This is a genomic window from Micromonospora sp. CA-248212 (assembly GCF_050948405.1).
Lineage (GTDB): Bacteria > Actinomycetota > Actinomycetes > Mycobacteriales > Micromonosporaceae > Micromonospora.
This window is the reverse complement of record NZ_CP192023.1, coordinates 4,806,367-4,832,215: the sequence shown is the minus strand read 5'-3', so window position 1 is coordinate 4,832,215 and position 25,849 is coordinate 4,806,367. Positions and strand designations below refer to the sequence as shown.

At 67.2% G+C, this 25,849-nt stretch carries 25 protein-coding genes; 11 read left to right on the top strand and 14 right to left on the bottom strand.

Annotated elements, in window-relative coordinates; translation table 11 throughout:
* The first annotated feature begins 185 nt into the window (after nucleotides 1-185).
* Entirely contained in the window at nucleotides 186-314 is a 129-nt protein-coding gene (locus ACQP03_RS22680) for a hypothetical protein (RefSeq protein WP_357171073.1), read from the top strand.
* A gap of 205 nt (nucleotides 315-519) precedes the next feature.
* Here ACQP03_RS22680 and ACQP03_RS22675 read toward each other — a convergent pair whose 3' ends face one another.
* From ACQP03_RS22675 to ACQP03_RS22665, 3 genes are all read right to left on the bottom strand, one after another.
* The gene (locus ACQP03_RS22675; protein WP_357171075.1) at nucleotides 520-936 is read right to left on the bottom strand and encodes an Imm1 family immunity protein; all 417 of its coding nucleotides are present in this window, start codon (nucleotides 934-936) and stop codon (nucleotides 520-522) included.
* A complete protein-coding gene (locus ACQP03_RS22670) occupies nucleotides 933-1,343 on the bottom strand; it encodes a DddA-like double-stranded DNA deaminase toxin (RefSeq protein ID WP_357171077.1) in 411 nt (136 codons plus the stop codon). The genes ACQP03_RS22675 and ACQP03_RS22670 overlap by 4 nt, the downstream gene beginning before the upstream one ends.
* Before the next feature lie 74 nt (nucleotides 1,344-1,417).
* Complete coding sequence (locus ACQP03_RS22665) at nucleotides 1,418-1,945, bottom strand: DUF6244 family protein (RefSeq protein WP_357171079.1); 528 nt, start codon at nucleotides 1,943-1,945, stop codon at nucleotides 1,418-1,420.
* Between the two features lie 660 nt (nucleotides 1,946-2,605).
* On the opposite strand from ACQP03_RS22665, the gene ACQP03_RS22660 reads away from it, so the two are divergent.
* Nucleotides 2,606-3,109, top strand: coding sequence for an NUDIX domain-containing protein (locus tag ACQP03_RS22660; protein WP_433458301.1), 504 nt, complete (start codon nucleotides 2,606-2,608; stop codon nucleotides 3,107-3,109).
* A 522-nt stretch (nucleotides 3,110-3,631) separates the two neighbouring features.
* On the opposite strand, the gene ACQP03_RS22655 is transcribed toward ACQP03_RS22660, so the two are convergent.
* Nucleotides 3,632-4,492: a phosphotransferase gene (locus tag ACQP03_RS22655; protein WP_357171083.1), complete on the bottom strand. Its 861-nt coding sequence runs from the start codon at nucleotides 4,490-4,492 to the stop codon at nucleotides 3,632-3,634.
* 340 nt (nucleotides 4,493-4,832) lie between these two features.
* Between ACQP03_RS22655 and ACQP03_RS22650 the strand changes: the two genes are divergently transcribed.
* The 6 genes from ACQP03_RS22650 to ACQP03_RS22625 all read left to right on the top strand — a co-directional run bounded on the left by ACQP03_RS22650 (nucleotide 4,833) and on the right by ACQP03_RS22625 (nucleotide 9,263).
* Nucleotides 4,833-5,366, top strand: a complete 534-nt coding sequence (locus ACQP03_RS22650) for an NUDIX hydrolase (RefSeq protein WP_357171085.1) — start codon at nucleotides 4,833-4,835, stop codon at nucleotides 5,364-5,366.
* A 16-nt stretch (nucleotides 5,367-5,382) separates the two neighbouring features.
* Nucleotides 5,383-6,201 (top strand): carbon-nitrogen hydrolase family protein, encoded by an 819-nt coding sequence (locus ACQP03_RS22645; protein ID WP_357171087.1) that lies wholly within the window; start codon nucleotides 5,383-5,385, stop codon nucleotides 6,199-6,201.
* A 228-nt stretch (nucleotides 6,202-6,429) separates the two neighbouring features.
* A complete protein-coding gene (locus ACQP03_RS22640; protein ID WP_357171089.1) occupies nucleotides 6,430-6,600 on the top strand; it encodes a hypothetical protein in 171 nt (56 codons plus the stop codon).
* Nucleotides 6,601-7,093: 493 nt separating this feature from the next.
* Nucleotides 7,094-7,609 (top strand): RusA family crossover junction endodeoxyribonuclease, encoded by a 516-nt coding sequence (locus ACQP03_RS22635; protein ID WP_357171091.1) that lies wholly within the window; start codon nucleotides 7,094-7,096, stop codon nucleotides 7,607-7,609.
* A gap of 41 nt (nucleotides 7,610-7,650) precedes the next feature.
* Nucleotides 7,651-8,226: a hypothetical protein gene (locus ACQP03_RS22630; RefSeq protein ID WP_433458297.1), complete on the top strand. Its 576-nt coding sequence runs from the start codon at nucleotides 7,651-7,653 to the stop codon at nucleotides 8,224-8,226.
* 323 nt (nucleotides 8,227-8,549) lie between these two features.
* The gene (locus ACQP03_RS22625; protein WP_433458295.1) at nucleotides 8,550-9,263 is read left to right on the top strand and encodes a sulfotransferase domain-containing protein; all 714 of its coding nucleotides are present in this window, start codon (nucleotides 8,550-8,552) and stop codon (nucleotides 9,261-9,263) included.
* 58 nt (nucleotides 9,264-9,321) lie between these two features.
* Here ACQP03_RS22625 and ACQP03_RS22620 read toward each other — a convergent pair whose 3' ends face one another.
* From ACQP03_RS22620 to fxlM, 6 genes are read right to left on the bottom strand one after another with little or no spacing between them, the layout of a single operon-like run.
* Nucleotides 9,322-9,891: a nucleotidyltransferase family protein gene (locus ACQP03_RS22620; protein ID WP_357171097.1), complete on the bottom strand. Its 570-nt coding sequence runs from the start codon at nucleotides 9,889-9,891 to the stop codon at nucleotides 9,322-9,324.
* 42 nt (nucleotides 9,892-9,933) lie between these two features.
* Nucleotides 9,934-10,326, bottom strand: coding sequence for a hypothetical protein (locus tag ACQP03_RS22615; protein WP_357171099.1), 393 nt, complete (start codon nucleotides 10,324-10,326; stop codon nucleotides 9,934-9,936).
* Nucleotides 10,327-10,378: 52 nt separating this feature from the next.
* A complete protein-coding gene (locus ACQP03_RS22610) occupies nucleotides 10,379-11,770 on the bottom strand; it encodes an MFS transporter (protein ID WP_357171101.1) in 1,392 nt (463 codons plus the stop codon).
* Nucleotides 11,767-12,678 carry a phosphotransferase gene (locus tag ACQP03_RS22605; RefSeq protein ID WP_357171103.1) on the bottom strand — a complete coding sequence of 304 codons (912 nt, stop codon included), beginning with the start codon at nucleotides 12,676-12,678 and terminating at the stop codon, nucleotides 11,767-11,769. The genes ACQP03_RS22610 and ACQP03_RS22605 overlap by 4 nt, the downstream gene beginning before the upstream one ends.
* Complete coding sequence (locus ACQP03_RS22600) at nucleotides 12,675-13,226, bottom strand: kinase (protein WP_357171105.1); 552 nt, start codon at nucleotides 13,224-13,226, stop codon at nucleotides 12,675-12,677. Before ACQP03_RS22600 ends, ACQP03_RS22605 begins: the two co-directional genes overlap by 4 nt.
* Nucleotides 13,223-14,464, bottom strand: a complete 1,242-nt coding sequence (fxlM, locus tag ACQP03_RS22595) for a methyltransferase, FxLD system (RefSeq protein WP_357171107.1) — start codon at nucleotides 14,462-14,464, stop codon at nucleotides 13,223-13,225. Before fxlM ends, ACQP03_RS22600 begins: the two co-directional genes overlap by 4 nt.
* A gap of 894 nt (nucleotides 14,465-15,358) precedes the next feature.
* Between fxlM and ACQP03_RS22590 the strand changes: the two genes are divergently transcribed.
* Both ACQP03_RS22590 and ACQP03_RS22585 read left to right on the top strand, forming a co-directional pair.
* Nucleotides 15,359-16,225 (top strand): CBS domain-containing protein, encoded by an 867-nt coding sequence (locus ACQP03_RS22590; protein ID WP_357171109.1) that lies wholly within the window; start codon nucleotides 15,359-15,361, stop codon nucleotides 16,223-16,225.
* Between the two features lie 1,217 nt (nucleotides 16,226-17,442).
* Nucleotides 17,443-17,661: a helix-turn-helix domain-containing protein gene (locus tag ACQP03_RS22585; protein WP_357171236.1), complete on the top strand. Its 219-nt coding sequence runs from the start codon at nucleotides 17,443-17,445 to the stop codon at nucleotides 17,659-17,661.
* Nucleotides 17,662-17,702: 41 nt separating this feature from the next.
* On the opposite strand, the gene ACQP03_RS22580 is transcribed toward ACQP03_RS22585, so the two are convergent.
* The 4 genes from ACQP03_RS22580 to ACQP03_RS22565 all read right to left on the bottom strand — a co-directional run bounded on the left by ACQP03_RS22580 (nucleotide 17,703) and on the right by ACQP03_RS22565 (nucleotide 23,965).
* Nucleotides 17,703-19,292 carry a hypothetical protein gene (locus ACQP03_RS22580; protein WP_357171111.1) on the bottom strand — a complete coding sequence of 530 codons (1,590 nt, stop codon included), beginning with the start codon at nucleotides 19,290-19,292 and terminating at the stop codon, nucleotides 17,703-17,705.
* Between the two features lie 387 nt (nucleotides 19,293-19,679).
* Nucleotides 19,680-21,140, bottom strand: coding sequence for a hypothetical protein (locus ACQP03_RS22575; RefSeq protein ID WP_357171113.1), 1,461 nt, complete (start codon nucleotides 21,138-21,140; stop codon nucleotides 19,680-19,682).
* A 180-nt stretch (nucleotides 21,141-21,320) separates the two neighbouring features.
* Nucleotides 21,321-22,466 carry a protein-L-isoaspartate O-methyltransferase family protein gene (locus tag ACQP03_RS22570; RefSeq protein ID WP_433458290.1) on the bottom strand — a complete coding sequence of 382 codons (1,146 nt, stop codon included), beginning with the start codon at nucleotides 22,464-22,466 and terminating at the stop codon, nucleotides 21,321-21,323.
* Between the two features lie 86 nt (nucleotides 22,467-22,552).
* Entirely contained in the window at nucleotides 22,553-23,965 is a 1,413-nt protein-coding gene (locus ACQP03_RS22565) for a hypothetical protein (RefSeq protein ID WP_357171117.1), read from the bottom strand.
* Nucleotides 23,966-24,224: 259 nt separating this feature from the next.
* Here ACQP03_RS22565 and ACQP03_RS22560 point away from each other — a divergent pair, with 259 nt between their 5' ends.
* On the top strand, nucleotides 24,225-25,823 hold the full coding sequence (locus ACQP03_RS22560) for a glycoside hydrolase family 3 N-terminal domain-containing protein (protein WP_357171119.1): 1,599 nt from the start codon (nucleotides 24,225-24,227) through the stop codon (nucleotides 25,821-25,823).
* Nucleotides 25,824-25,849 lie beyond the last annotated feature (26 nt).

Here is a 25,849-nt window from a genome sequence, read left to right as displayed (position 1 = left end):
GCCGATGGCGGGCGACTGGCCGGGCTGATGCCGGCCGCATCACCTCGATTTGTTCCGGGAGATCCAACGTCGCGCGAGGTCCGCACGGCCGGTTCATCCTTGTTGCCGCCTCCGGAAGCCGAGCATCGGCTCAGGCGCCGGTGTTCGGCTTCGGAGGCGGGTTTGAAAGCGGCCCCGGTGAGGTCATGGTGCTGAATCGCGTGTCGGGCGAGGGCCATGCCGAGCCGGACCCCTTCCTGGAGATGTCCTGGGGCGAGCGCTACGGCGGCGAGCACGCCTACGGCGAATCTGTCTCCCGCGCCGACGGCGCGTGACCGAGTTGCCGAGGCCGCGTTTCCGGGTCTCGACGGAGGAGACGACGAGCTGGGTAGCTGCCGCGCACACCGTCAGTAGGCACTGGGCGTCGCGTCGGACCGGGCTCTGCGGGAGCCGGCCGTGTCGTGCGCTGCGGGGCACGAAGGCCTTCGGCGTCGCGGGGCGGTGGCACCAAGACGTGGCACGTGCCCATTCGCTACGCGGTCATTCGGCAATCGCCGTCAAGTCCGGCGGTTCGCCGCCGGTCTTGAAGAAGGTGACTGCCAGTCGTATTGCCGTTTCGGGCCGGAGTTGTAGGTCCTCGGCCGGGTACTCGGTGGGTACCCCACCGAGATCAAATGCCACTCCGTCGCTCGGGATCTCCGCTGTGGGGTCGTGCAGGTAGGCGCCATCGTCGGTGATGTGTACCGCGAACGCGTGGGTGGGGTGACCGAGGCCGATCTGGATGCCGGGTGGCAGGTCGTCGGGGTCGTCGGTGGTGTCGCTGAAGATGGTCAGCACGACGGGCTCGCCGGCCTGCTGGATTTCGCGAAGGAGAGCTTCTAAGGCGTTGGGGTCGGTCAGTTCGACCTCGTGGTTGTCGCGCTGCTCGCCCCGGTCGTAGGTCCAGGTCACCTTCATGCGATCGCCTTTCCGTTGCCGGTGTAGGTACGCCAATGGCGTACCTGCCCGTCATCGTCGCGTACGTAGACAGCGAGCTGGGTGCCGGCCGGTAAGAGTCGGGCGAGGACTTTCTCGCAGCCGTAGGGGGTGTAGTCGCAGGGAGGATTGTTCGTCACCACAGCCGCCTGTGTGATCCGGTCGCGGCGCATCCGGGCGGCAAGCTTGGCCTCCAGATGGTCGGTCGTGGTGGCGATGAGCTTGTAGGCCGGCTTGAGGTCGGCGGCGGCGGCTGGGTCGCGGCCCGACTTCAGGGGTATCCGCTTACCACCGATCAACGCGACACCGGAGGTGGGGTCCTTCGCTTGCCGGCGAGGCAGGTCACGAGCGGCATCTTTCAACCATTCGGGCAAGGGCTCAGATGGCACCGGCACGTCCGTTGCACTCGCAGACGTGCCGCGTGCGGCGGGCGGTTGGCGGATGTCGCCACCACCGCCCGTTATCAGTTTCCCAGTTCACCGACCTGCCGGGCCTGCGCCAGCGCCGTATCGACGTGTTGCCGGGCGGCAGTTCCGCGCGTCCGGACAGTCACCAGGACCTGCAGCACCTGCTGCAGTCGCGCCAGCGTCGGACCGGGCTGTCCTCCCTGCAACGCCGCCGTGACCAGCCGTCGGGTGTCGTCGACCGCGGATGCCGCCGCCGTGACGTGGCCGTCAACGGCGGCCAGCGCGGCCACGACCGGCGTGAGCGCGGCGGTCGTCTCCTGCGGCGACGGCTGCTGTGCCACGGCACCCAGCGACCGCGACGCCTCACCCAAGACGCCACCGGCCTCCGCCAGGTCAGACCGCACCTGCCCGAGCACTTCTCGCACTCGAGCCAACCCCACAGTGATGCCAGCAAAGCCGGAGGCCGCCGCCCGGACGGCAATCTGCTCGATCGCTCGGTCGACGGCCGAAGCCTCCTGCTGCGCCCGGTCCACACCCTCCTTCATCGCCTGCAAATCGGCACCAATGGTGTCGGTCAACGACATCGCGCACCCTCCGGGGCTCAGAGTCCACACCGAACCGTGGGAGCGTAGAGACGGGCGCCTATCGAGCACAACCAATAGGTGACAGCACCGAGGGTTCGGCATGCCGGTGCGAGTTGTGCCGGTCTCCAACGGCCCACCCCCACCCTTTGCGGGCGTGGGAAACACTGGCGGGTGCAGGCCTGGCGGCGTGGGCTGCGGCCCACCCACACTAGCGCGGGGAGCCCTTGACCAGCTGGCGGCTGAGCCGCTCGACCGCCGGCCCACCCCCACGGACGTGTGGAGCACACCTTGGTCCAGGCGCGCACCGGGTCGCCTTCCGGCCCCACCCCCACGGGCATGGGGAGCACCCGCCGTCGCCGATCCGCCGCATGTCGGGGATCGGCCCACCCCCACGCCCGTGGGGGTGGGCGAGCACTTGCGGCGGTGCCGGGCTCGACGGGTAGCGGCCGGGGCTCGCTGTGTTTGTCGGGTCCGCACCGGTTGAAGGGCACGTCTCGGCAGCTACGTAAGAGCCCGTACCACTGGTCTCGCCCGGTGCGTACGGGCTCATCAGAGCGGGGCGGGAAGTGCTATTCGGTAGGTGCTCTTGGAACAGGGGCCGGCCACGGTTGGCCGCCGCCCCAGTGATCGGCACCGGTTTTGCGGTGAGATTTGTCGGCGGTGAAGCGCCCCGTGCACGGCCGGGATGGGGATGATGTGACTGTGACGCTACGTCATCGAGCCGCTGCGGTGATCGTTCGTGACGGCCGAGTGCTGATGGTGCGGGAGCGTGGCCTCGGTCCGTCGGGTCGCCATGATGGCCAGGAGTACTGGACGCTGCCTGGGGGCGGTATCGCCGCTGGTGAGACGGCGGAGGACGCGGTCCGGCGCGAGGTGGTCGAGGAGGTCGGGCTGCGGCCTGTCGCGGTGCGTTACCTGTTCGAGGTGCCGTACCCGTCGGGCTTGACGGCGTGCTTCGCGGTCGACGTGGCTGCCGGTGAACCGACCCTCGGTGCGGACGAGTTGCCGTGTGACTGCCCGGTCATGGTGGGTTTGGATTGGGTGCCGCTGCCTCGGTTGCCCACCGAGACGCAGGGACTTGCTGTTCCGACGATGCTCGTCGTCTGTGGCCCGCCGGCGTTGGAGCCCGAGGCGATCCCTGACGAACGCAGGTGCCGTAGTTAGGTGATCCGCCATCCGCTGATCCAGCAGGGGAACTTCGTTGTGAAGATGTCGACGTCGAGGTTCAGGGTGTGGGCGGCTGGTGGCGCTGCGCGTGGAGAAGCCGGGGTTTACCTGGCACACCCTGGGCTGCCACATCGACGGCTCATCCGCGTTCTGGGACGGCGTCGGCATTGGTGTTGCCGGCGGCTATCGGCGCTCTAGCGTGTGCGAGCACGTGACAACGGGGGCTGACAGGGACACCTCCCCTCGCCAGACAACAAGGTTGGCGCCTCGCTTTGCCGCTTCGTTTGTCCCCGCGCTGCGTCCGCCGTAGACGTCAGCTCCGCCGGCACAATCAGTTGCAGTGACCTCGCACCGACGCTGGCTGCGCGTAACCTGCCTGTCGCTCGCAACGGCCAGGGGATGTAGGACAGTCCGGTGGGCGGCGCGGGCGAGACGGCGTCTGCTTCGTATCCGAGCCGCAGCCCGTTGCAGCAAGGCATCGGTGATGCCGCCGGCATCGGTGGGGCATGGGCTGCAGCCCTACAGGCTGTAGGTTCCCCTGGGGGCAAGGGCGCATGCGTCCGCGCCGGGACCGGGCTGCTGCGACACCACGGAGCGCGCCCGGATCCTCGATCGGCGGTAGGTCGCCCACTCACTGGTCCAGGTTGCAAGGTCGTGGACCCATACCTGGGTGCTCTTCTCGGCTTTGCCTGCCCACTTCGCGGCGTTGCGGATCGCGAAGTCGTCTAGGGCGTCGCGATCGGTCGCAGCCCACGCCTGAAGTTGCGCCACCCAGCGTTCTGCTTGGCCGGGGGTGTGGCCGCAGCCGATTAGCCATTGGATCAGCAGTGCCAGTTCCACCCAAGGCGCTGCCTTGGTCGCGAAAGCCCAGTCGACGATGCGCAGGCCGCTGTCGGTCACGATCAGGTTGGTCGGGTTGAGGTCAGAGTGCACGAGCCCTTCGCCGGCCATCAGGGGATGCGCGAACCCGAGCCGGCCCGCCGGGTCGTACCAGGTGCCGTTCGGCGCGCGGGTGTTCTGCAGCTCCATGAGCGTCGCGGCGAGGAGGTCGAGATCGGGACTGGCGGGGGACAGGTCGGGGTGCGGGCCAGCAAGGTGCTCGGTCGCCACCACCAACCATCCGTCGGACTCGAAGTGCCAGAGGACCGCCGGCGGGTACCGGTCGATGGCCGTGCTCGCCGCCAGCTCGTAGCGCAGTGATCGGACGCAAAGGTCTGCGGAGGCTGCCTTGATGAAGACCTTCGCGCTTGGTCCGGTGACTGTCGCGGCGATGTCCGCGTGGTCACCGTGGACGGCCGGGGTGACGTCGAAGGGTTCACCGATCCGTTCGGCGATCGCCCCGGTGACGTTGTCAGGCAGATCGGTCCAGGCACTACGCATTGATCATCTTTCTCCGGTCCGATGCTGAAGTGAGTTGAACTCTGGGACAGCCGAACCTCGCCCCGCCGTTTCAAGCGCTAACCCCCAGTGGCCCTCCGCGGACTCCCGTTGGCCGCGTCCGGGCCATTTCGGAGGAGAGCTGGTAGCTAACGCGGTCGCTGGACGCGACGGCCCCTGGTTCGGGTTCCGGGCCTTCGAAGCGGGCGGGCGCCTCGCGGGGCACGGCGCCCCCACTCATCCGCAGACGCGTCGTCCAGGTTACGGGAGTCCGCGTCCGCCCTGATGCGGCGAAAGCGGCGCGTCTGTTCAGCGTCTGAAGCGGTAAACATAGGGTGAGGGAATGCTGACCATCCTCGCGACGCTCGGCTACGTCCTGCACCCCGACGGCGAGCAGGTGTTGCTGATCCGGCGGGACAAGAGACCCGACGACGTGCACTTCGGCTACCACAACGGGCTGGGCGGGAAGCTCGAGCCGGACGAGGACGTGGTCGCTGGGATGCGCCGGGAGATCCGAGAAGAGAGCGGTCTGGAGTGCCGCGAGGTTCAGCTCTCAGGAACGATCTCCTGGCCCGGCTTCGGCCGCAGTGGGGAAAACTGGTTCGGGTTCCTGTTCCGCATCCCCTGCTGGACAGGACAGCTACGGCCGGAGTGCCCTGAGGGCACCCTGGTCTGGGCCAAGATCGCAGACGTGCTCGCTGGGCGCGTGCCGATGTGGGAAAGTGACCGACACTTCTTACCGCTGGTGTTTAGCAGCCAGCCCCGCGTCTTTCACGGGGTGATGCCCTTCGCCCACGGCAGGGCCGTCAGCTGGTCCTACAGCGTCACCGACAGCCTCACTTCTTATCCCCCAGCGGCGGCGTCGTCCCCGCGATGACTGCGCACAAGCAGCGATGTCGTCACAACTCGCCGGGATCACTGGGGTGACTGGGGTGTTGCGAGTCGGGGCCTGTCAGACCCCGGAGACTCTGGGTGACGTCGACGCGGCGCTGCGGTGCATGGAGGAGTTCGCTCGGGAGGCCGAGCAGCGGGGTGTGCAGCTGCTGCTGTTCCCGGAGTGCTTTCTTCAGGGCTATCTCGTGCAGGAGCGGCACCTGGACGCCTACGCCATGGACCTGCGCTCGGCGTCGTTCGGCGCGCTGCTGCGCCGCCTGGACCCGATCGGGCAGACTCTGGTCTTCGGGGTGATTGAACGGCGGGAAGGTCGTTACTTCAATTCCGCGGTCGTCGTGGGTGGCGGTGAGCTTCTCGGCATCTACCGCAAGGTCCACCTCATGCCGGGCGAAGCGCTTTTCACCGCAGGTGAGGATTACCCGACCTTCGACGTCGAGGGCGTGCGGTTCGGCATCAACATCTGCTCGGACACGCAAGTGCCAGCCGCAGCTGCGGCAGTGGCAGCGCAGGACGCGCAGCTTCTCCTCGTGCCGGCGCAGAACATGATGCGCCGCACCTCCGCGTTGCAATGGAAAGACCGGCACACTCCTATCCGCGCCGCCCGTGCACGAGAAAGCGGCCTGTGGTTGGTCTCGGCTGACGTCACCGGCGAGCGGGGCGCGGACCGCATCGGCTACGGGCCGACGAGCATCATCAGCCCTCAGGGCGAGGTCGTCGCCCAAGTTCCGGAGATGACCCCTGGGATGGCCACCGCCACGGTTGATTGCCGCAAGGCGCTACCGGGCCTGGCGCCCGTGCCTCGCCCGCGACTGGCGTAGCCTGGTGGGCATTGATGGGACCGGCATTCCTCAGCCGGGTGTGTGACGGTGTGAACCTCCGGTTGATTCCGCCGGACGCCTCACTCGCGGTGACCAGCATGGGCAGCCCGCCGAAGCGGGCCCGGCACCGACGTAGCCACGGAATCGCTTGCCCGGCCGCACCATGCGGTCCGGGTGCGCGTCGCCCCAGGCGTAACCGAGGGCACGAGCCGACGGAGGAGAACCGTCATGGCCCGATCTCAGCCGATGGACCACGAGTCCGCCGACCGCATCAGCGCGGCCGCCGACCGCGATCCCGACTCGCCGACCGCGACCAGCGGGTTTGACGACCGGGCGCAGGAAGCCGCTGACCGCAATGATGCGCAAGACCCGGACGACTACGACTACGACATCGAGTAGTACCGGGTGGTGTCCCGCCGCCGGGTGCGGCGGGACACCTCGGTCCCACGCTGGCGGGCGCTGGAGCGCGTAGCCAGCCTCAAGTGGGCGTCGGCTGTCGAACGGACCGTTCGGGAGAGTGCCGAGTCCAGTGGCGTCGACGGGCGACGGAGGCGAAGAGTAGTCCCATTCGGCGGCGGTGGTGCCGGCGACGCGCGACAGCTCACCGCGATCGAGACTGGCGCAGCCTAGATCGGCGCCAGTCGACATTCTGATTCTGACGGCCATAGGTGGCCCCACCGTGACGGCTCCCTCTGGCTCCACCGCGGTCGAGGCAGCGGAAGAGGGGAGGGTCTGACTTGGCCCCACCTCATGGTCAGAATCTCAAGCGCGGCGTCACTCAGGGTAGTTGATAGACGCCGAGCGTCACCTCGGTCACCTGCCCGCTCCTGCCGATGTGGGGGCGGTGCCGGCACACCTGAGCGGGCGAGTCCCCGCTCAGAAAATAACAGGCGTGCAGCGGCGCGCGCTCGACTTACCGGGCACGCACGGGGCTACGCTGAGCGGACATACTCTCGGCGGCTGGACAGAACGGGGACCGAATGGCATGCAGTGGGACTTTGCAGTTCCCGGAGTGCCGGTGTCGCTTTCTACACGAAACACCGCCAAAAAACACGCTTGGACAGAACGTGTGCGTCAACATGCAACAACAGCGTTTAGCGGACCTGATTTCCCGCTCCTCGGCGATTTGGCAGTTTCAGTCACCTACTTTCATGAGGATCCGCCGCTAGACGTGGACAACATGCTTAAGCCTATCCTGGATGGATTATGGCCCCAGGTTATTGCAGATGACAACCAAGTGCGTGATGTGTCGGGGTCTCGCCGAGATCTAACAAAGCCGCTCACGTTTCGCAATCCTTCGCCTGCGCTGGCTCAGGCATTGTCATGGAACGGGCCTTTTGTGTATATCGTGATGGGTGCGCCGATTGACGAGGAGGAGATCCCATGGATCGGTATCCCGGGCAGCTAGAGCTTCGCAAGCGGGCAAGTCGCTTGCCGCCAGACTGGACGATGGAAGTCAACCCCGAACCAGCATCACTGCCGGCGGGCCTGTCTGGTCGGGAAGTCGACGCCGTAGCGCGGGGACCGCAGGGTGGCATTGTCTTCGAGGTGACCTCGCGGCGAGCGCTCAGGAATCAGGACAAAACGAGGAATATTGAGCACCTGCGTACGATTGTCCGAGCGATCCCCGGCTGGGATCTCGAATTGCTCGTGATTCCAGATCCTGGTCCGGATCTGCTAGATGAAGACGAGATCGATCGACGCATAGCTGCCGTAGGGCAATTAGCAAACCTTGACATTGGTGCAGCCTTCATGGCCGCGTTCGTTGCCCTGGAATGGTCATTGGCGCGGCTAGCGCGGCAAGAAGGAGTCGACTACCTTCCGAACGCTCAATCGATAGCGAGTACGCTCGTAGAGATTGGAGTTCTAGACGAGGATATTCTCCCACGCGTACGCAGGCTTCAGCAGTTTCGCAATAGCCTTGCCCATGGAGTCAAAGGGCCGACGCCGCAAACTGAGGAGTTGACCGAGATTCTCGGTTTGGTAAATCAGATCCGCGGTGAGCTTGCCAATCGCCCCGCATGAAGGCGTTCGAGGAACGCCTCCGAAGACCGGCCGATGAGAGTCGATGTTTCGCCAGGTTCACTTGCTCAACTGCCGCGATCCGCGTGCTCGCTACCCATGCCGCGGTGACACTCGGTAGTCGGGAAATAAGCCGCCTCGTGGGCCAGATGAGACCGCCACACCGGCCGCCTGACGGGCGGCGGTGGGGCCAGACCGCGCCGTCCGGGTGGGGGCCGAGTGGGACCGTCAGAATCAACATTCGTAGCCCAACAGGTCGGCGCAGAAGGCACCGCCGAGGCCATGGTGAACCGCGCGTAGGCGATAGAATTGGCTACCCTGGTTTGGTGATTGTGTGGGTGTGCTCCTTTCCCCGGTCAGGTAACACCTTCTTTCGGATCGTCCTCAATCGGCTCTACGGCGTAAGGACATCCGTCGTCTATGACGTCGATGGCGTGGCCGAACGTCTGGGTTCCGATCTGGTCGGTTTCACCGAACGCCCGGCAGCGATTGAAGCCATGCGTGACTCGATGGAGGTTCACTTCGTCAAGACGCACCGACAGCGCGACGACCAGGTCGATGAAGCGGACAAGGCCGTCTGTCTCGTCCGGGACGGGCGCGATGCGCTCGTCTCGTGGGCGCGCCTGGCCAGCGAGGCAGACGCTGCACGATTCGAGAGCGAGTTGCGAGCCATGATCCTCCGACGGGGCGAGTTCGGAACCGGCAGTTGGGGACGCAATGTGCTGAGCTGGCTGCTGCCGTCGGCACCTCACCGAGTGGTGCTGAGGTACGAAGCACTTGCTCAGAAGCCGAGAGCTGCTGTGGAACGGGTCATCCACACTTTGACGCCCCAGCTCCGACCCGACGCCGGCGCCCAGATCCCGTCGTTCACCGAGCTTCAACAGGCCGATGACCGCTTTTTCCGTAGAGGGCTCAACAGCACCCATCGCGACGAACTGCCCGACGAGCTACACCAGCTCTTCTGGGCCCAACCCGACAACGTGACCGCGATGCAGCTACTCGGCTACGGGACGAGGGTGGACGGTTCGCAACGAACGTGAGCGTCCGCGGCGAGTCGAACATCATGGGGGTCAGCGTCCTGGCGGCGATCGCGGGTGGTCAGGTGAGGACTCGGACTCGGGGCCAGCGGTGGGCGGGGCGTTGCCGCGCTAGTCGTTGCGCGGACACGACCAGGCTGACTCGGGTCGGGTTGCGGCGCCAGATGCCGTCGAGAAGGTCATCGAGTCCGTGTGGTGCGCAGACAGCCACGTGCCCGCCGACGTCGAGACGGATTGCGACGGCGGTGGCGTATTCGGGCCAGGTCGCGACCGCGTCGGCGATGCTTCGCAGCGCGGGTACGGGGTCGCTTCCGAATCGGGCGGGGTACCAGGTGTGCACGGCGGCCTGGTTCTTCGCCTCCCACGGCGGTCCCGGCCACATCGTCGCCAGCCGTTCGGTGGCGTGCTCGTCGTTGGCTTGGGTCAGGTCGGTGGGGTCGACGAATGCCACGTCGATGTCCCGGGCTTGGGAGAAGTCGAATCCGTGCCCGTAGCGTTGCTCCCAGACGAGGTCCCTGAGGACACCAGCGCCGATCCAGGCGTCCGGTAGGCCCGAGTCCCGCACGGTGCGCAGCGCCCGCATCAGCGGCTGGCTCCCGCCAACCAGACCGCGTAACTCGTCATCGCGCATGCCCTCTTCACCTCCGACAGGTCCAGGTTGATCGAGGTCGGCTCAGCTGCGCGGGTGCGGCACCCAGCTCGCCGTTGGAAGTCGTGGCTGCGTGCTGGCTCGGGCGGCTCCAGGCAGCTGCGCGGCGTCTGGGTGCGGTGGCGCGCTGCTGGTGTGCTGCTGGTGGAGGCGGTGTGCGAGGTAGTCGCTCAGCGAGGTCGCGTGCGGTACGTCCGGGTCGGTGGTGGCGCCGGAGGGGGTGTAGTGGGTGTGCCGCAGTGGGGCCACGAACTCGGACGGGGGCGCGCCGGCTTGCAGCCCGGCGGTGATCGCCGTGGACAGCGCTTCGGTTAAGCCGGCCAGGGTGGAGCCGTGCTTGCCGACGCGCAGGTCGACGTGGGTGAGCTGACCGGACGAGGTGGCCGTGGTGAGGCGTCCCGTGGTGCCGTCCAGCACGAAATCGGTCGTGGTGCCGGTGTAGCGGCGGGGTGCCCGCAGCTGCGGGTTGTCATCGCTCGTTCTGCGTTCTCCCTGGGTGTGGTGGTGGCGGTGGCCGTGACGGCGGTAGGCAGGCCGGTGCTCGCGCTACCGGAACGACGTGCCGGTAGGCGACCTCCGCTGGGCGGGCTCGCGGCGGGCTGGTCGGGGTTGTCTTCCACGGCAGGAATGCGGCGCTGGTGAGCGTGAGGGCGGCGGTTGCCGTGAGGGCGGTGCGGGGGCCGGTGGCGGCGGCGAGGATGCCGGCGGCGGCGATGAAGATGGGTTGGGTGAGTTTGCTGGTGATGGACCAGGCGGTCAGGACGCGGGACAGGCAGTGCTCGCTGGTGTGGTTCATTCGGTAGGCGGCGAAGGTGGGATTGAACGTTCCCGCCATGAACAGCAGGAGTGTGTCGGCGAGGGTGATGATGATCAGGCCCGGTGTGCCGGGTGGGGCGAGGGGGATGAGTCCCATCCAGAGTGTGCGGGCGACGCCGGTGGTGAGTAGGACTGCGCGGAGGCCGTATCGGGTGGTGAGGGGGCCGGCGGTGAGGGAGCCGAGGATGCCGCCGAGGCAGGGCAGTCCGAGGGCCAGGCCGTACTGCCAGGGAGCCAGGTGGAGGTCGCGGAGCATGAACACCGCGATGATGGGCGTGGTGGCCGTGATGGCGCCGCCGAAGATGACGGCGTTGACGAACAGGGCTCGCAGGCCCGCATGGTGAAGGATGTGCCGCCATCCTTCGATGGCTTCCCGTCCCCGACTCGGGGCGGTTTGCCGGGCAGGTGGCGGCGGCTCGGGGCTGCGGAGGCGGCGGATCCCGAGCGCGGACATCAAGAAGCTCGCGGCGTCGACGGTGATGGACGCGGTAGCGCCGAGCCAGGACACGAGGACACCGCCGATGGGTGAGCCGAGGCTGTTGGCCGTCCACTGGGAGGTCTCGAATCGGCTGTTGGCAGTGACACGTTGATCGATGGTGACGAGGTGCTTCAGGTGCGCGCCGCTGGCGGCGCTGAACACGATGGTGCCGGCGGTCTGCACGACGGCGACGACGCACAGCTGCTCGTACGTCAGGGCGCCGAGCGCGGCGGCGATGGGGACGCTGGTCAGGGCCGCGCAGCGCAGCAGGTCGGCGCCGATCATCACAGGCCGTTTGCGCCGGAACTCGATCCAGGGACCCAGGGGTAAGACGATCACTGCCGAAGCGAGGCCGGAGATCACCGCGAGCAGGGAGACCTGCAGAGCCGATGAGTCCAGCAGCAGGATCGCGACCAGCGGCAGCGCGCCTGCCCCGACGGCGGATCCCAGGTGGCTGACCGAGTAGGCGCCCCACAGTCGGTGAAAGTCACGGCTCAGCGGGGCAGGTGCCTGTGAGCCGCCCGCGAGGCCGCGCTGGATCGCTGCGCCGGCGGTTGTCCGGTTCAAGCCCATCGCATCAGCGCCTGAACGTCGTGGCGTGCCTGGCTGAGTAGCTGTCGTAGGTACGCGAGCCGGGACGTTGTCGCGCCGCGTGCTGGCAGCACAGTGTGCAGGCGGATCTCTCGGCAGGTCAGCAGGAGCAGGTTGACGGAGTAGGCGGTGGTGATGTTGGCGGTGTGCACGCGTTCGGCGATCGCGGCGGTGAGGGTCGGGCTGGCTGCGGTGCCGATGATGTGCAGCATTGCGAGGTCATAGCCGGGTAGGTAGCTGCCGGTGTGCTCGAAGTCGATGAGGGCGCAGTGCTCGCGGTCGAGGAGCAGGTTCGCGGGTAGGGGGTCGCCGTGTGCGCTGACCCGGCCCGGGCCGAGCTGGTCAACGAGGGTGTGCAGGGCGTGCTGGTCGGCGTCGTCGAGCAGCCCGGCGGCGTGTTCGGCGTCGATGCGGCCGTGGTAGTCGAGCGGTTGCGGTAGTGGCGGTGCTGGCGACCAGCCGGCGAAGGTGTCGAGGGTGTCCAGGACCAGCTGTGCGGTGGCCGGGCTGACGTCGCGAGTGAGGTGGCGTTGGTCGTCCAGGCGCTGCCCCGGTAGCTGAGTCAGGACGGTCAGGTAGGCGTCGGCGTGGAGGACACGCGGCACGCGCACGGGGGGCGGCTGATCGGTGAACAGCTCGTACATGCGCAGCTCGTGCTGGCGCCGGCCGACCCAGTACGGGTCGTCGGTGGTCAACAGCTTCACGATCACCGGTCGGCCGTCGCGGCGGCCGGTGGCGACGACGGCCTTGTCGGTGCGGTGCACAACCCGGCCGGTGCCCACCCCTGCGGCAGCGGCACGGGCGATCAGCGCCGCGAACACATCATCCGCCCCGTCCGCCCCGAGACCGGCACTGCCTGCGCTGGCTGTCTGGGATGAAGTCATGGGACGGCAGGGAGCAGGTCGTCGTCGCGGCCGGTCAACGGCAGGCCGGCGGTGGTGGCGATGCGCTCGATCGCTTGCTCCAGGGTGGTGGTCTCGGGGAGGACGAGTTCGTCGGGCCAGCCGAGGACGTCGCGCGGGGCGTACACGCCGAGCATCGTGTCGGCAGTGAACTCCTGCGCCTCGGGACGGGTCTGGTGTCGGCGCAGAGTCTCCGGCCACGACACGTCGAGGTACACGAACAGGGTTCGGCCGCGGTGCGTGTCGCGCAGTTCGGTGAGCATGCTCCGGTACCGGGCGGTGTGCATGATCCCTTCGAGGATCACGTGGTAGCCGTGGTCGAGGCAGAAGCGAACGTTCTGCGCGATGAGCGTGGGTGCGAGACCACCTGGCTTGTCGCGTTCCCGCAGAAGGATCCGCCTCATATGATCTTGGCCGACGAGGGCGCAGCCGCGGCCGTGCCGATACCGCAACGCACGGGCAATCGTGCTCTTACCGGCACCGGAGTTCCCCCGAAGGCAGACCAGGATCGGCAACTCCGTGTTGCTCATCGGTCGGTCTCCCGCCAGGTGATCGCGGTCAGCGTGTGGCGGCGGGGCACGAGCAGGCGCAATCGTTCGCTGTCGGGCAGTCGCGTGCCGGCCGGGTGCACGGTGACGTCCGGGACGACGCCGGCCCGGAACTGCTGATCCCAGGCGACTATTAGGTCCATCAGATCGCTTGTCAGTCTGGTGGCGTGCGGACCGAAGCCGTGCCCGCCGAACTGCCACGTCGTCGTGTCGTGGCGGCGCATGGTCAGGTAGGCAAGGCTGTCACTGGTCAGCAGGGTGGGGCAGAAGAAACGGTCCTGTGGATCCAGCAGGCCGGCAGTGCGGTCCCGATCGACTCTGAGCACGCCGTACGGGCGAGGTTGACTGGCCAGCCACAGGTGCAGGCTCTCAAAGTAAGTGCCCATGCTCATGTCCACGGTCACCGGCGAGGACACCTCAACCCGCGGGCCATCAAGCGCAGCGCGCAGAGCCTCGGCGTTGATGGTGGTGGTGTCGTCATCCAGGGTGAGAACGGCATCATCGCCGCGCAGCGGCACCCGGCGGGCCGGATCCCGGCCGTGGCCCTGCATCGCGACGAAACCGCACTGCACGGACGCCGTCGCGGCCAGGTGATCACCCGCGGTCTGCAGGGTGAGACAGCGGGTGTTGCCGCGCATCCGCAACGGCACCACCAGCCTGCCGGCTGGTGCGAGCTGTTCGGTCCACGCGGGAGGGAGGTCACTGGCCTCGACCGTGATGAGCACCGCGTCCCACAACCCGTCGCCAGGATGGCCGTGGACGCCGTCGGCGTGGACCACCTCGACCTGCGGGTAGCCGGCCCGCGCCAGCGCCGCTCGCGCGTGGGTGACGACCTGCACGTCGATGTCGACGCTGACGACCGTTCCGGCCGGGCCGACGACCTCGGCGATCAGCGCCGCGTTGTACCCTCCCGAGCCGATTTCAAGGACCCGGGCTCCGGGCCTCAGCCCGGCGGTCTCCAGCATGTACGCCTGCAACCACGGCGCGGAGATCGAACTGGTCGCCTTTCCGTCCGGGCCGCGTCGGGTGACGACAACATCATTCGCGTACGCGCTCTCGATGCTGGTGCCGGCCGGAGCGAACAGGTGCCGCGGCACTGCGGCGAACGCCGCCGCCACCTCCGGTCGGGTAATCCAACCCTGACTGCGCAGCTTGTCGACCAGATGCCGGCGAGCGTCCTCCGCCGTTAACGTCTCGGTCGTTCCGCTTCCAGGTGCCACGAGGACATCTCCTCCCTCGAACGAATATCAGGTGAGCAGCCGGCCGACCGCGACGAGCATCGGCCCCTTGCTGGAATACGGCAGGTCGAGATCAGGAGGCGGGCACGCCGTCTTCGAGGTGGCGGGTCGACCCGTCGACACGCGCCTGGAGGCATTCGCTGACGCGGCGGGCCAGCGGTGAATTCCTGGGGTCGGAGGGCATGTGGGCACGGTAGAACTCCCGGCAGCCGACACGCCCGCAGCGCCACACACCGACAATGTCGGCACATCCCGACACCAACTTCAACACCCGCAATCTTGACCGCATTCGGTAATATCTGATGGTCCTGCCTGGCCGCGTGATGCGCCGCCTGTCGGCCCGATAGATGTCACAACGAGCCGCTACGGTCGAACGGGCGGCGCGCTGACCGCCCAGTACGACCGCCGGGAAGTGTCGGCCATCCTCAACGCATTAGTTGCGGGCCTGGCAACATCGAGTCGACGCAACCAGCCGGCCAACCCGACCGGCGCACGACCATCCCAAGGACCGTCGCCCACGTCCCCGGCCGCGGCGCCCACGACGGCGACGTTCCTAGGCGCTGTGGCAGCGGCGCTCAGCCGGCGGGTTGGCCACCGATAACGCGCGCCGCCTCGGCGAGTCGCGAGGCAGTACGTCTCTGCGTCGAGCTCTGAGGGCGGTGCGCCCATCGGAGAGGGGTTAGTCGAAGCGGACCACGCGGCTGTCCACCAATCGGGCAGGCGAAGGTCCCGTCTGAGCGCATCGACCAGCGCCGCTCGTCCCTGGAACCGCTGGCAGAAGGGCTGTCCCTCGATGCCGACGAGAACGGTCGCCCGGTCCACCATGCTGGGCGGTCGACGGGCTGGGCGCACCCTGGAATCCTAGGCAGCAGGCGCATGGAAGTGGACGCCGCTGCGCCGGATAGAGTCGCCGTCGACTTGGAGGAGGCACGGCTGCGTGGGTGGCGGAGCATTCGACATGTCAACGGCGTGCTCAGGACGCCGGGATTTGCCAGGGTCGGCCAGCTTGTGCCCGACGACCAAGAGCTCCTCACCGTCCCCGTGGGAACGAAAGTCGGGAGCGCGCTCGATGTAATGCGGGCCCACGACTACGATCAGCTTCCGGTCGTCACTGCCGCGCAGCGCGTGATCGGCGTCTTCACCTATAGGTCGATGGCCGGAGGGCTGCCGCTCCTGCGCAACGACGCCCTCAATGCGACGGTAGAGGACCACCTGGAGGAACTTCGGTTCGTCCGCTCGTCGCAAGAGCTCGGTGAGGTGCTCACCTTCGTTGAGCAGGGGAATGCTCTCCTGGTCGGCGACGAGGACCGCCTACTCGCGATCGTGACGCCCGCGGACGTGAGCCGCTTTTTGTGGCACCGGACGCGTCCCTTCGTGCTGCTGCAGGACATAGAGCTCGGTGTACGCGACCTGATGCGCTCGGCCTGCGACGCCGGCTCCCTTCCCGGTCTGATCGCGGCTTCGGTCCCGGCGGATCCCGGCCGCTCGCGCAGCCGACTGGAGGACCTGACGATGGCCGAGCTGCTATCAGTGCTACTGAACGGCGAGAACTTTGGCCGATTCTTCCGTCTGCGCTTCGGCAACAATCGCGATCTGGTTCGGAGCACCCTCGACCCCGTACGCGAGATCAGGAACAAAGTCTTCCACTTCCGAGCCGAGCCGTCACCCGATGAACTGGAAAACTTAGCTGCGGCGCTGACCTGGGTCCGTCGTCGCGTGATGATCAGAGGGGAGGCGAAGTGACCGCTCTGCGCCCTGACCACCGGCAGTTGCTTGACAGGCTCCATGACCCGGCGTGCCCCACACGTGCTGTCGTGGTGGCCCCGCCCGGCAGCGGCGCTCGCCTACCACTCCAGATTCACCTGGCGGAGATCGCGCCAGAGGCGCTCTGTCTTGTCGTGGCCGCGAACGAGACGCTCGCGGCACAGTGGGCCACACGACTGGAGGCAGCTAGCGTCCAGCCTGTCGTTTTGCTGACCGGCGCAAGTGCAGCACTGACGATTCTTGAGGAACTCGATGTGCCAAGTAACGGAGTCATCGTCACCACAAGCGCGTCGGTTCAGCGCAAGCTCAGCGGCGAAGCGCTCTCGGCGATGGAATTCGAGCTCGCGATCTATGACTACTCTCTCGGGCCGCCTCCCACCGAAACAGCCGAATCGCGCCTCAGCGCTCGCCGGACCGTCACGCTTGTCGATCGGGAGGAGAGCGGCCCGGCGCTTCCGGTGATCTGGCGCATGACCCTGCAGGGCATGGTCAACAAGGGGTTGATAAACGTAACTGCCTTTTTCTACGAGGAAGAGCCGGAAGAGCGTGAACTCCGCGGCGCCGCAGTGGCCGCCCTGACGGAACACGCACGTAAAGACGGCGCACCGCTGGTCTTACCGAGCGACAGCTTGCCAGCGCTGCACTCGCGGCTCCTGATCGCCGCGACCGGCGCCTCCCCCCGAGACGATCTGACGGACCGAATGTGGAATGTTCTCGACCGCATGGACGCTTTCCCCGGTCCCGACTCACGATTGCCGGCACTCGACCGAGTTCTGGATGTAGCACTTGCCAGGGACGCGCGATGCGTCGTCATAGCACCAACGACGACGGATGCGAGTTACATCGCCGAGCACTTAAACGGCACGACCAGAACTCCGCGCGCGGTCATCAGCAGCAGGATGCGCGCCGACGACCGGCGATCAGCAATGGCCTCCGTAGGTCCGGGGGACTGCGTGGTAGCCACGCCTATAGTGACGCCACTCGACCGCTGGCCCGAAAACACAACTCTGATTTTGTGGCCGGCGCCGTTTAGTGACCGCCTGCTGTCGAGCATCGCCCTGCCCGGTCCCGGCGTCAGAGTCGTCGTGATAACCGACTCTGTCCGCGTGGAGTCAGCGGCGACGTCCGTGGCAACGCAAGGGTTCATGCCCGAGTCCAGCGCCCGAGCGTTCTCGTCCAACACAAACACGCAAGCTATTGCCGTCTTAGCGCCGACGGCGAAGGGGCGACGCCTGATCGGAAGTGAACGGCTGACTCTCGCTGGAGAGCTCGTTAGGCGGTACACCGCGGGCGAGTCCATCCGCGCGCTCGCTGAGGCAACCGGCCGTAGCTACGGCTATATCCACCGGATCCTCACGGAATCAGGCGTGCAACTGCGGCAAAGAGGGGGTGTTAGAAGGCGAAAGAAGGCCTAAACGGGAGAAAGGACTTCCGCCGAGTTCCTTGCCACAGCAAGCTAGTCCTCCACGTCGCTCTCCTCGCTCCGCTCGGCACGGGAGTCAGCTGAACTGGCCAAGCGAGTGGTCCAATCAAGATGCCTGACGACCCAAGCTCCTATCGACCATATCGGATTTCTGGATGCCAGGTCGCCCTCTTCGACGCGGACGTAGTAGGGGTCGTATGCGTGGAACCCTTCCCGGCCTCCGACCCAGGAACCGCGGTCGTATTCGCAGAGCATCTCCACATGTTCATGCTTGTCGCCGCCTTCGAGTTGCAGCGTGAATCGCCAGTTGTCGTCCGGCTGCCACGAAAAAAGCAACTCGACGTTGTGGCCGTCGATCTGTAGACGGTGCTCACCGTTCTGAGAGTCAGATCCAAAGTCGTCGGGAACTGCCAGCCCCGGCACGCACGACAGTGCATCACGGATGTCGTCGACCGCATCATGTGCATCGCTGTAGGTGGGGTTCGGCAAGGAGACGACGGCGTCGCCTTCGGAAGAAACCTCCGTTATCACGCCGTCGGTGAAATGAAACGCAAGTTGCGTGCGAATAAACAGATCGTTGTACTCCACGCTCGTTGTCTCGGGGTCGTCGCCCAGATGGAGACGGTTGATCGTTGCCTCTGCATTGCCGAGAAAATACACCGTCGCCGAGACTTGATCGCGACGGGGCTCACCGAGATCGCCTGACCAACGAGGCTCGAGTAGGCCGTCGGCGTCTCCGGATTCAACGGTCACGCCATCAAGGCCGACCAGGCAGGTCAGGCTTGTGACGTCCGCGCCGTAGACGCGAGTGTCATCAGTGCCTTCGCCGCCGAGTTCAATCGCTTGGTCCAGGCTTGGAGTGCTGCCGATGTCGAAGCTGTCAGCGCCACCGATCCCCTCAGTGTTCAGATGGATGGGGAGACGTTGAAGGATGTAACGCACGACCGCCGGCGTCGCGTGGCCGTCATCGACAGTGACGTTGAACAGTGTTGGCCGAAGCTCCTGCCGCTTTCGTGTCACCGGCGCGGGAAGCCCCCAAGCCTCGCATGCTAGTGCGAGGTCCTTGTCCTCGGTGAGGAACAGCAATCGATTTAGGGCGCCATCGGCGGCGGCTATGGAGTCACGGAGCCAGGTGCCGTCACTGGCTCCGGTCTTGACCCGATCCTTGTCCGGTCCCTTATGCTTTCCCGGCGCCCGTAGCATTATCTGATCCTTCAGGCCTTCTAACGCGTGCTCGGCCGTCGCGGCGATCACGCGCACGTGCTCGACTCCCTGGACTGCCTGCATGAATGCTTCGATCACCTCGCCGGCGTCCTTGTATAGGAGCTCGGGCACTGGGACTTTGGCGCGGGCGAGATTCTTCCGCTCATACGACGCGGCAGTCGCAACCGCTTTCCAATCCTCTGCCAGGTGCTGAGCCCATTCCCATGCCACCGGCTCCGGAACCCACGTCTCAACGCCGATTCCGTGCAGCCGTAATGCCATGCGCGCCAAATCGGTCAGATCCGGCCTAGCGCGGCCGTAGGCATTCGCGTCCAGAACCACCGCCAATAGCTGCTCACGCGTCTGGCCATCTAACTGTAGTGCCGATTCGGAGCGGCGGCTGCGAACAGCTTTGGTCATGACGAGAACCTAGACTGATACGCAACCTGGAAGCTTCGGCTGGACGGACAGAGTTCAGACCCCGTGGCGCAGGTGGCGCTGAAATTGGTCGAACGTGATCAGCTCAGATCGCCGCCGCCGGGGCCGCAGCCGATGACGCCGATCTGGTGCGGGCGCCCCGCTGTCGGGGCGGCGGCTGGTTCGCATTGGGCTGGGCGGAGGTGGGGTAGGCGAGAGTGCCGTCCTCGATGACCTCCTCGGCGAGGTGAGCCGGACGAGGCTGGTGCCGGGTGCGTTGGCGTGGTCGCGTTCGAACGTGATCGACTGGTCAGGCTGCCTGGTCTGCCTCGCCCCGCCGGCCCTGGCCGGAGTGGTAGGGCACCGGGTGTTGAACTCCGGGCGCTGCTGTTACGAGGTTCGTGCCTTTGACGGCCACCACGGACGTCGCGGTTGTGCAGCAGGCTTCGTGTCGTGTTGCTCGGTTGCTGGCTCGACGGCGCCGGCCGCGGTTCGGAGTGGCTCGTTGCCGAGGAATGTCTTGCGGATCTCGGCCCAGTTTCCGGTACGCCACCAGTTGAAGAGGGCGACGGTGCTCAGGACGGTGAAGGGCAGCGCGGCGACGAACTCTGGCCGGGAGTAGACCTGCGCGGTGCGTTCGGATGGGTGCAGCTTGTGTTGGTGGTTGACAACCAGGACGCCGCCGGTCACGGGCTGGTCGGGGCGGAGTTGGGGCCAGGTCTCGAGGTGCCGCTGGAGGTAGCTGACGAGGTTCTCCTGGGCGGCGCCACCCGCCGCCTTGATCTCGACGAGGCGGCGGAGGGAGTCCTCGCCGCCCACCAGTAGATCGGCTGACTTGGTGCCGACCTCGTCGTCTAGGTCGACGGTCCGCATGCCGGCCGCGTTGAGCACCGTTGTGACCGCGCGCACGAGTTCGTTGCCGCTGCCGTAGAGCAGCCCGTACCGGACCGGCTCGGCGCGGTCCTTCGCCTCGCGCAGCTCTTCCTCAATACGCAACTTCTCCTCGGCGTACCGCGCCTCAAGGTCGTCAAGGGCCTGGCGGGCGGCCAGCTCGTCGATGGTCCGCAGATCGGGGTCTTCGAAGTGTGGTGAGCGCGCTCGGCGAAGGGCGTTGGGAACGTACTCGGGTAGCGCCCGATCGACAAGCCATCCAAGGACGTTGTTCCAGGGAGGAGAGGCCGGGAGGATATACCACCGTTGGTCGTCCTCCGGCGAGGTCCAGGCCGCGACTACCGGCTTGCCGAGAGTGTCGACCAGGATCGGGTGGAGTTGCCCTTCCGGCTCGTGAATCTCGGTGCCGTAACCGGCCCGGCTGAGCCGGTTGCCGTCAAGTTCCAGCGCCCACCACGGGGCGTCCGGGGAACGGCTGAGGAGCCGGATTGCGAGGTCGCGGTCGGCGGCGCCCAGACTTGGGACGATTTCGGGTCGAGTGCCGGTCGGCAGACGACGACCGTTGACCTTGGTGTACTGCATGCCGAGGTGAACGCTAGCGCTGGCGGAGAACAGCGAATGGTGTGTGGCGTCGTCGTTGACGGTGCCGATTGTTGTCACGGCCACGGCAAGTTCCCCACGCTGGCGCGCTCCGGCGAGGAAGCGGTTACGTTCGTCCGCGCCCTGGCCGTGGAAGCGGCTCGGCTCGATGGCCACGGTGCAGTCGCCGGTCTCCATACCGAGCCACCGCGGTTGAAGGCCCTTGCCCTGCCAGTCCAGGTTCCCGGGGACGCGGAAGGAGCGTACTCCGTACCGCTCCCGGTCGTACTCGGTCTGCACCAGCATCTGCTGCTCCCGTTGGGAGCCGGGTTCGGGTTGGCCGATGTGTACGAACACCAGACCATTGGTCGGCGAGCTCATCTGTCCCACCGTAGTACCCGGCGCTCAAGCTCCCGCTGCAATATCCGCGTTGCCTGAACCTGCCCTCGCACCGTACCGGGCAACGCGAAGTGGCACCGCAGGCCTCGGTTGGGGTCTTTCAGCAAATTGACGGGAAGTCACTCTCGTCGCAGATCGACCCGATCCCTGTGCTCGATAAGATTACGGTGTACCGGCGGTGATTCGTAGGTCCCATCCAGGCAGGTCATCCCCGTCGTTGGGCACAAGGTTCGTGTCGAACCACGCGGCGTCCGGGCGTCCCGCCTGCTCCCATTGGCGTAGCCAGGTCCGCAGGGCGGTCAGGGACGGGGAGTCCGCGGTGTCGGCGAGGATGGTGCCGTCGGTCAGGATGACGGCGGCGGTGCTCACGGTGGTGTGCCCGATGCCGCGCATTCCACTGCCCAGGGCGGCGACGGTCCGGCGTGGTCCGCCAGCGACGAGGGAGTAGGCCGTCCATGACAGCCAGTCCAGGGGTGCGCTCTCATAGGTTTCGGTATGGCCGGGGTTGAGTAACAGGCTGAGGGCTGTGCGGGCACCGGTGTGTTGCGGATCGTCGTGGTAGCGCCAGCCGACGGATATCCATGCCGGCTGGGGCTGGTCGATGTGGTGGTCCACCCAGCGTCCCGGAATGGTCAGGGCGTCGTGAACGGCGGTGGCGGTGCTCTGGGCGTAGCCGCCGAAGGTGACCGTCTCGACACGCGGTTGTCCCACGGACAGGGTGATGGTCGCGATCAGGGTGGTGGATGGCTGCGCGGCAATGGGCAGGCAGGCCACGATCCGGCCGTCCGGGGTGAGTTGATCCACCCACGCCCGGGGAAGCCGTGGGGGCGCGCACCACGCCACGATCCGCTGGTACGGAGCGTGCGGTGAGTAGCCGGACATCCCGTCGGCGACGTGGCAGGTGATCGTGGTGACGCCGCGATGGCGGTGGAGCCGGTCTGCCCAGCCGGCTAGGTGGTCGCTGATGTCGATGCTGGTCACGCGGCCGGTGGTCCCGGCTCGCGCGGCGAGCAACGCGCCGGAGTATCCCGTGCCAGTGCCGATCTCCAGCACGCGGGCGCCTTCGTTGACGTCGAGGGCGATCACGTCGCGTTGGATAGCTTCTGCGGCGGACCGGTGCAGGGTTTTGCCTCGGTGCTCATTGTGGGTGTAGTAGCGCTCCGGCACACGATCAAACACCGGATCGACGGCGGTCACGGGACCCCTTTCGTGACGTGAGATGGCCTGCCCATGCCGTGCATAGGCGATCCGCCTGCGGACATTCGCTCTGCCAAGGGCATGTGCGGCGGTTTGCTTGCGCGATGTCAAGAGCTGGCGAACGAGAGCCCGATGTGGCCCAGTGAGTGTGCACGGGTGATGCAGCGGGTAGGAGGCATGCACGACCTTCGAAGTGATCACCGTGCGGGTGATGTCCGCGGCAACTCACGAAGTTCGCGGAGGATGTCGCGGACCGCTGGTGAGCGCGGTGCGGCGGGGGCGAGTTCGTCGTGAAGTCGGTGTAGCAGTGCGACGCTGCGTACGGAGCTGACGGCGGGTAGGCGGCCAAGGGCGAGGCGGGCTGTGCTGACCGCGAGGTCGAGGTCGCCGGCGGCGTTGTGTGCGAGGCTGAGCCAGGCGCCGTGGCGTAGTGCGGAGCGTTGCGGGGAGTCGGCTGGACTGGTGTGCGCGCGGGCGTGAAGCAGCCGTTCAGCTTGGCGAAGGAGTGCTGGCCGTTGAGTCGGCACCTGCTCGGCCAGTACGACGAGGCCGCGGCCGGTGATCGCGTCCAGTTCGACCCGATCGATGTACGACGCCCATGGGGGCAGTGGGGCGTCGGGGGTGGTGTCGAGGAGTGCGAGGGTGTTCTCGCGTGTGTGGAAGAAGCTGGTGAGGTCGCCGGCGGCGGCGTGGGCAAGGGTGCTGCGTGCGGCTACCAGCGAGCGGACGGCGGGCGGGGCCTTTGCCGCTGATTCTTGGGCTGCTGAGGCGAGTTGCAGGGCGTCGAGGGCGTGTCCTCGGTCGGCGGCTTGGTTGGACATGAGGGCCAGGATGCTGGCGGCTAGGCCGGGGTCGCGAGCGGCGTGTGCGGCGCGGAGAGCGGTGAGGTACCAGCGTTGGGCGAGGCCGTCCTCGTTGGCATCGAACGCCATGAACCCCGCGGTCTGGGCGAGTTGCGCTAGTGCGGCGGCAAGGCGGCGGCCGGCCTCCGCGTTGTAGGAAGCTCGGCGCAGGAGCCGGGCCACGGCGGTGAACTGGTCACTGACGAAGCCGCGGGCGGCGCCGCCCTGGTGGTCGTCGAGCTGTTGTGCGTGGGCGACGACTGTGTCGATCATGTCGAGTAGCGGTGGGGTGACCGGTCCGCCGTCTCCGGCAGCCGCGATCAGGTCTGGGTTTGGCTGGTGCAGCGCGGTCCAGGCGTGGGCGGTGAGCGCGGCGCCGGTGACTGCGATGACGGTGCGACGGGTCGGCACGGGTCCTCCTACGAGGCTGAGCAGTCCGTTGCTGTCCCAGGGTAGATCCATCGCGTGATTCGCCGGCATCGCTGGATGCGAACGTGGGGCGGTTACCCCCCAGACATCCTCGAACATCAGATCGGTTCTGAGCTTGGCGGATAGCACCTCGACGACGAGTTCGGGTATGTCACCGTGCGGCACCGCGCCGTCTGCGACCCATTTGTAGGGGGTTTTGGGGTGGATTCTGCGGGTGCTGCCTCGGGTCACCAGAGCGGAGTTGATTCGTCGGGCGAGGGCCTCGGGTCCCCATTGCGCATCGCGGAGGAGGCCGGCCAGCCGTTGGTTGGCGCGGGATGTTGTGGGTTCGGCTTCCACGGTGGGATCCCCCTTCCGGGTGCCGGTAGTGCAGCCGCGGGCCTGACAGTAGCGGCCAGGGTCAGTGGCGGGGAGCGAAGCGCACCATCCGCACCAGGTTCCGAGCGAGCGGCACCGATGGCACTGCGTCGATGCCTGCCCCAGGCGCTCGGCACCGACAAAGGTCGATGTGTGGGCACGGTCAGGGCCTCGATTGTCACTCCGGGATTCCTGCAGTTGATGCCCGCTAGTCGACCTGCGGTCGCAAGGGAGAGCTGCCATGCCACGTCTGTTTCCCGGCCTGCCGGTAGGAGTCGATCCCGTCCTTGCCGCTGACATTGATCTGCTGGTGCGTCCCGGCCGGATGTTCCTACGGCCCGACGATTGCGCTCAGTCATTGCACGAGCAGGCCGGTAGTGAGCCGGGCCGGATCAGTAAAGCCGTCGTCGCCGGCCCGGCGCGGTTGAGTCAGGTCACCCGGACGGCGAGCGAGAAATCCGCTGGCTCGCTGCCGCTGTTGCTGAGCGTGAATCAGGAGGGCGGCCGGTTGAACGCGCTGGACTGGCCAGGCGTGGCCCAGTTGCCAGGGAATCTGGCGCTTGGGGCGGCGGGGGACGAGGACCTGGCCGAGCTGGCAGGGACGGCGATCGGTGAGCAGCTCCGGGCGGTGGGGTTGACCTGGAATTTGGCGCCGGTGTGCGACACCACGGGGTGGCCGGCGTCTGCTGCGGTTGGCGCTCGCGCCTTCGGCTCCGATCCTGAACGGGTTGGGCTGTTGGCGGCAGCGTTCGTACGCGGAGTGCAGGCGGCTGGCGTCGCGGCGACCGCCAAGCACTTCCCGGGGCTGGGCGGGGTTGGTGGGGACCCGCACCACGTCGCGCCGGTGGTCGACCGACTCAGCCCGGGTGCGCTGCTGCCGTTTCGAGCGGCGATTGGCGCGCAGGTGGCGTGCGTGATGGTCGGCAGTCACACCGTGCTCGCCGTGGACAACAAGCCGGCGTTGGCATCGCCGCGCGTGCTTGGCCTGCTGCGCGACGAGCTGGGCTTCGGCGGTGTGGTGGTGAGCGAGAACCTTTCGATTCGGGCGGTGCACGAGCCGCTCGGCGGTCCGGCCCGGACGGCGGTCGCCGCGGTGGCCGCCGGGGTGGACATCGTGATGCTGGACTCGGAGGTATCCCGGGGGCATAGCTCGCCGGCGGCACAGACGGCGGCGGTTCGGCGCCGCGCGGAGGTGGTGCAGGCGCTGACTGCGGCGGTCGAGCACGGCGTGATCGACCGCCGCCGCATCGGTGAGGCCGTGGACCGTGTACAGACGCTGCACCGGCGGTACGGCCTGACGCCCGGCTCGGTCCGGCCGGACTGGCCGACAGCGAACCCGGCGGCCTGGCGTGCGGCGGAAGGGATTGCCGACCGTTCGGTGGCGGTCGTGCGTGGAGACCGGCTCCTTCCGCTGGACGTGCCGTCCGGCAAGGTGCTGGCCTTGGTGCGGGTGCCTGACGAGGGGCAGCGGCGCGCCGACAGTGCCCGCTACACGCCGGATTATCTACCCGCGCTGCTCGCCGCGCACCACCGCGTGGTGCAGGTGCCGGTCGGCGCTCCAGTGCCAACCGCCGGCCCGGTCGTCGTCTACGGCTACAACACCCGCACCACGACGGCGGGTCCGAGTAGAGCTGCACAGGAAGCCACCCGGCTGGTCGAGTGCGGCCGGACGGTGGTTCAGGTCGCGTTCGGTGATGTCGACGACCTGGGCGGTTCGCCCGCGCCGGTGTTGGTAGCCGCGTTCAGCCCGCACTGGGCTTCGGTCGCGGTGGTGGCCCGAGTCCTGCTCGGCGACGGCCGCGCCCACGGTGTCGTGCCCGTCTCTGGTGTGTCGTGGTGACTCGGGTTCCGGCCGGCCAGCTCGCC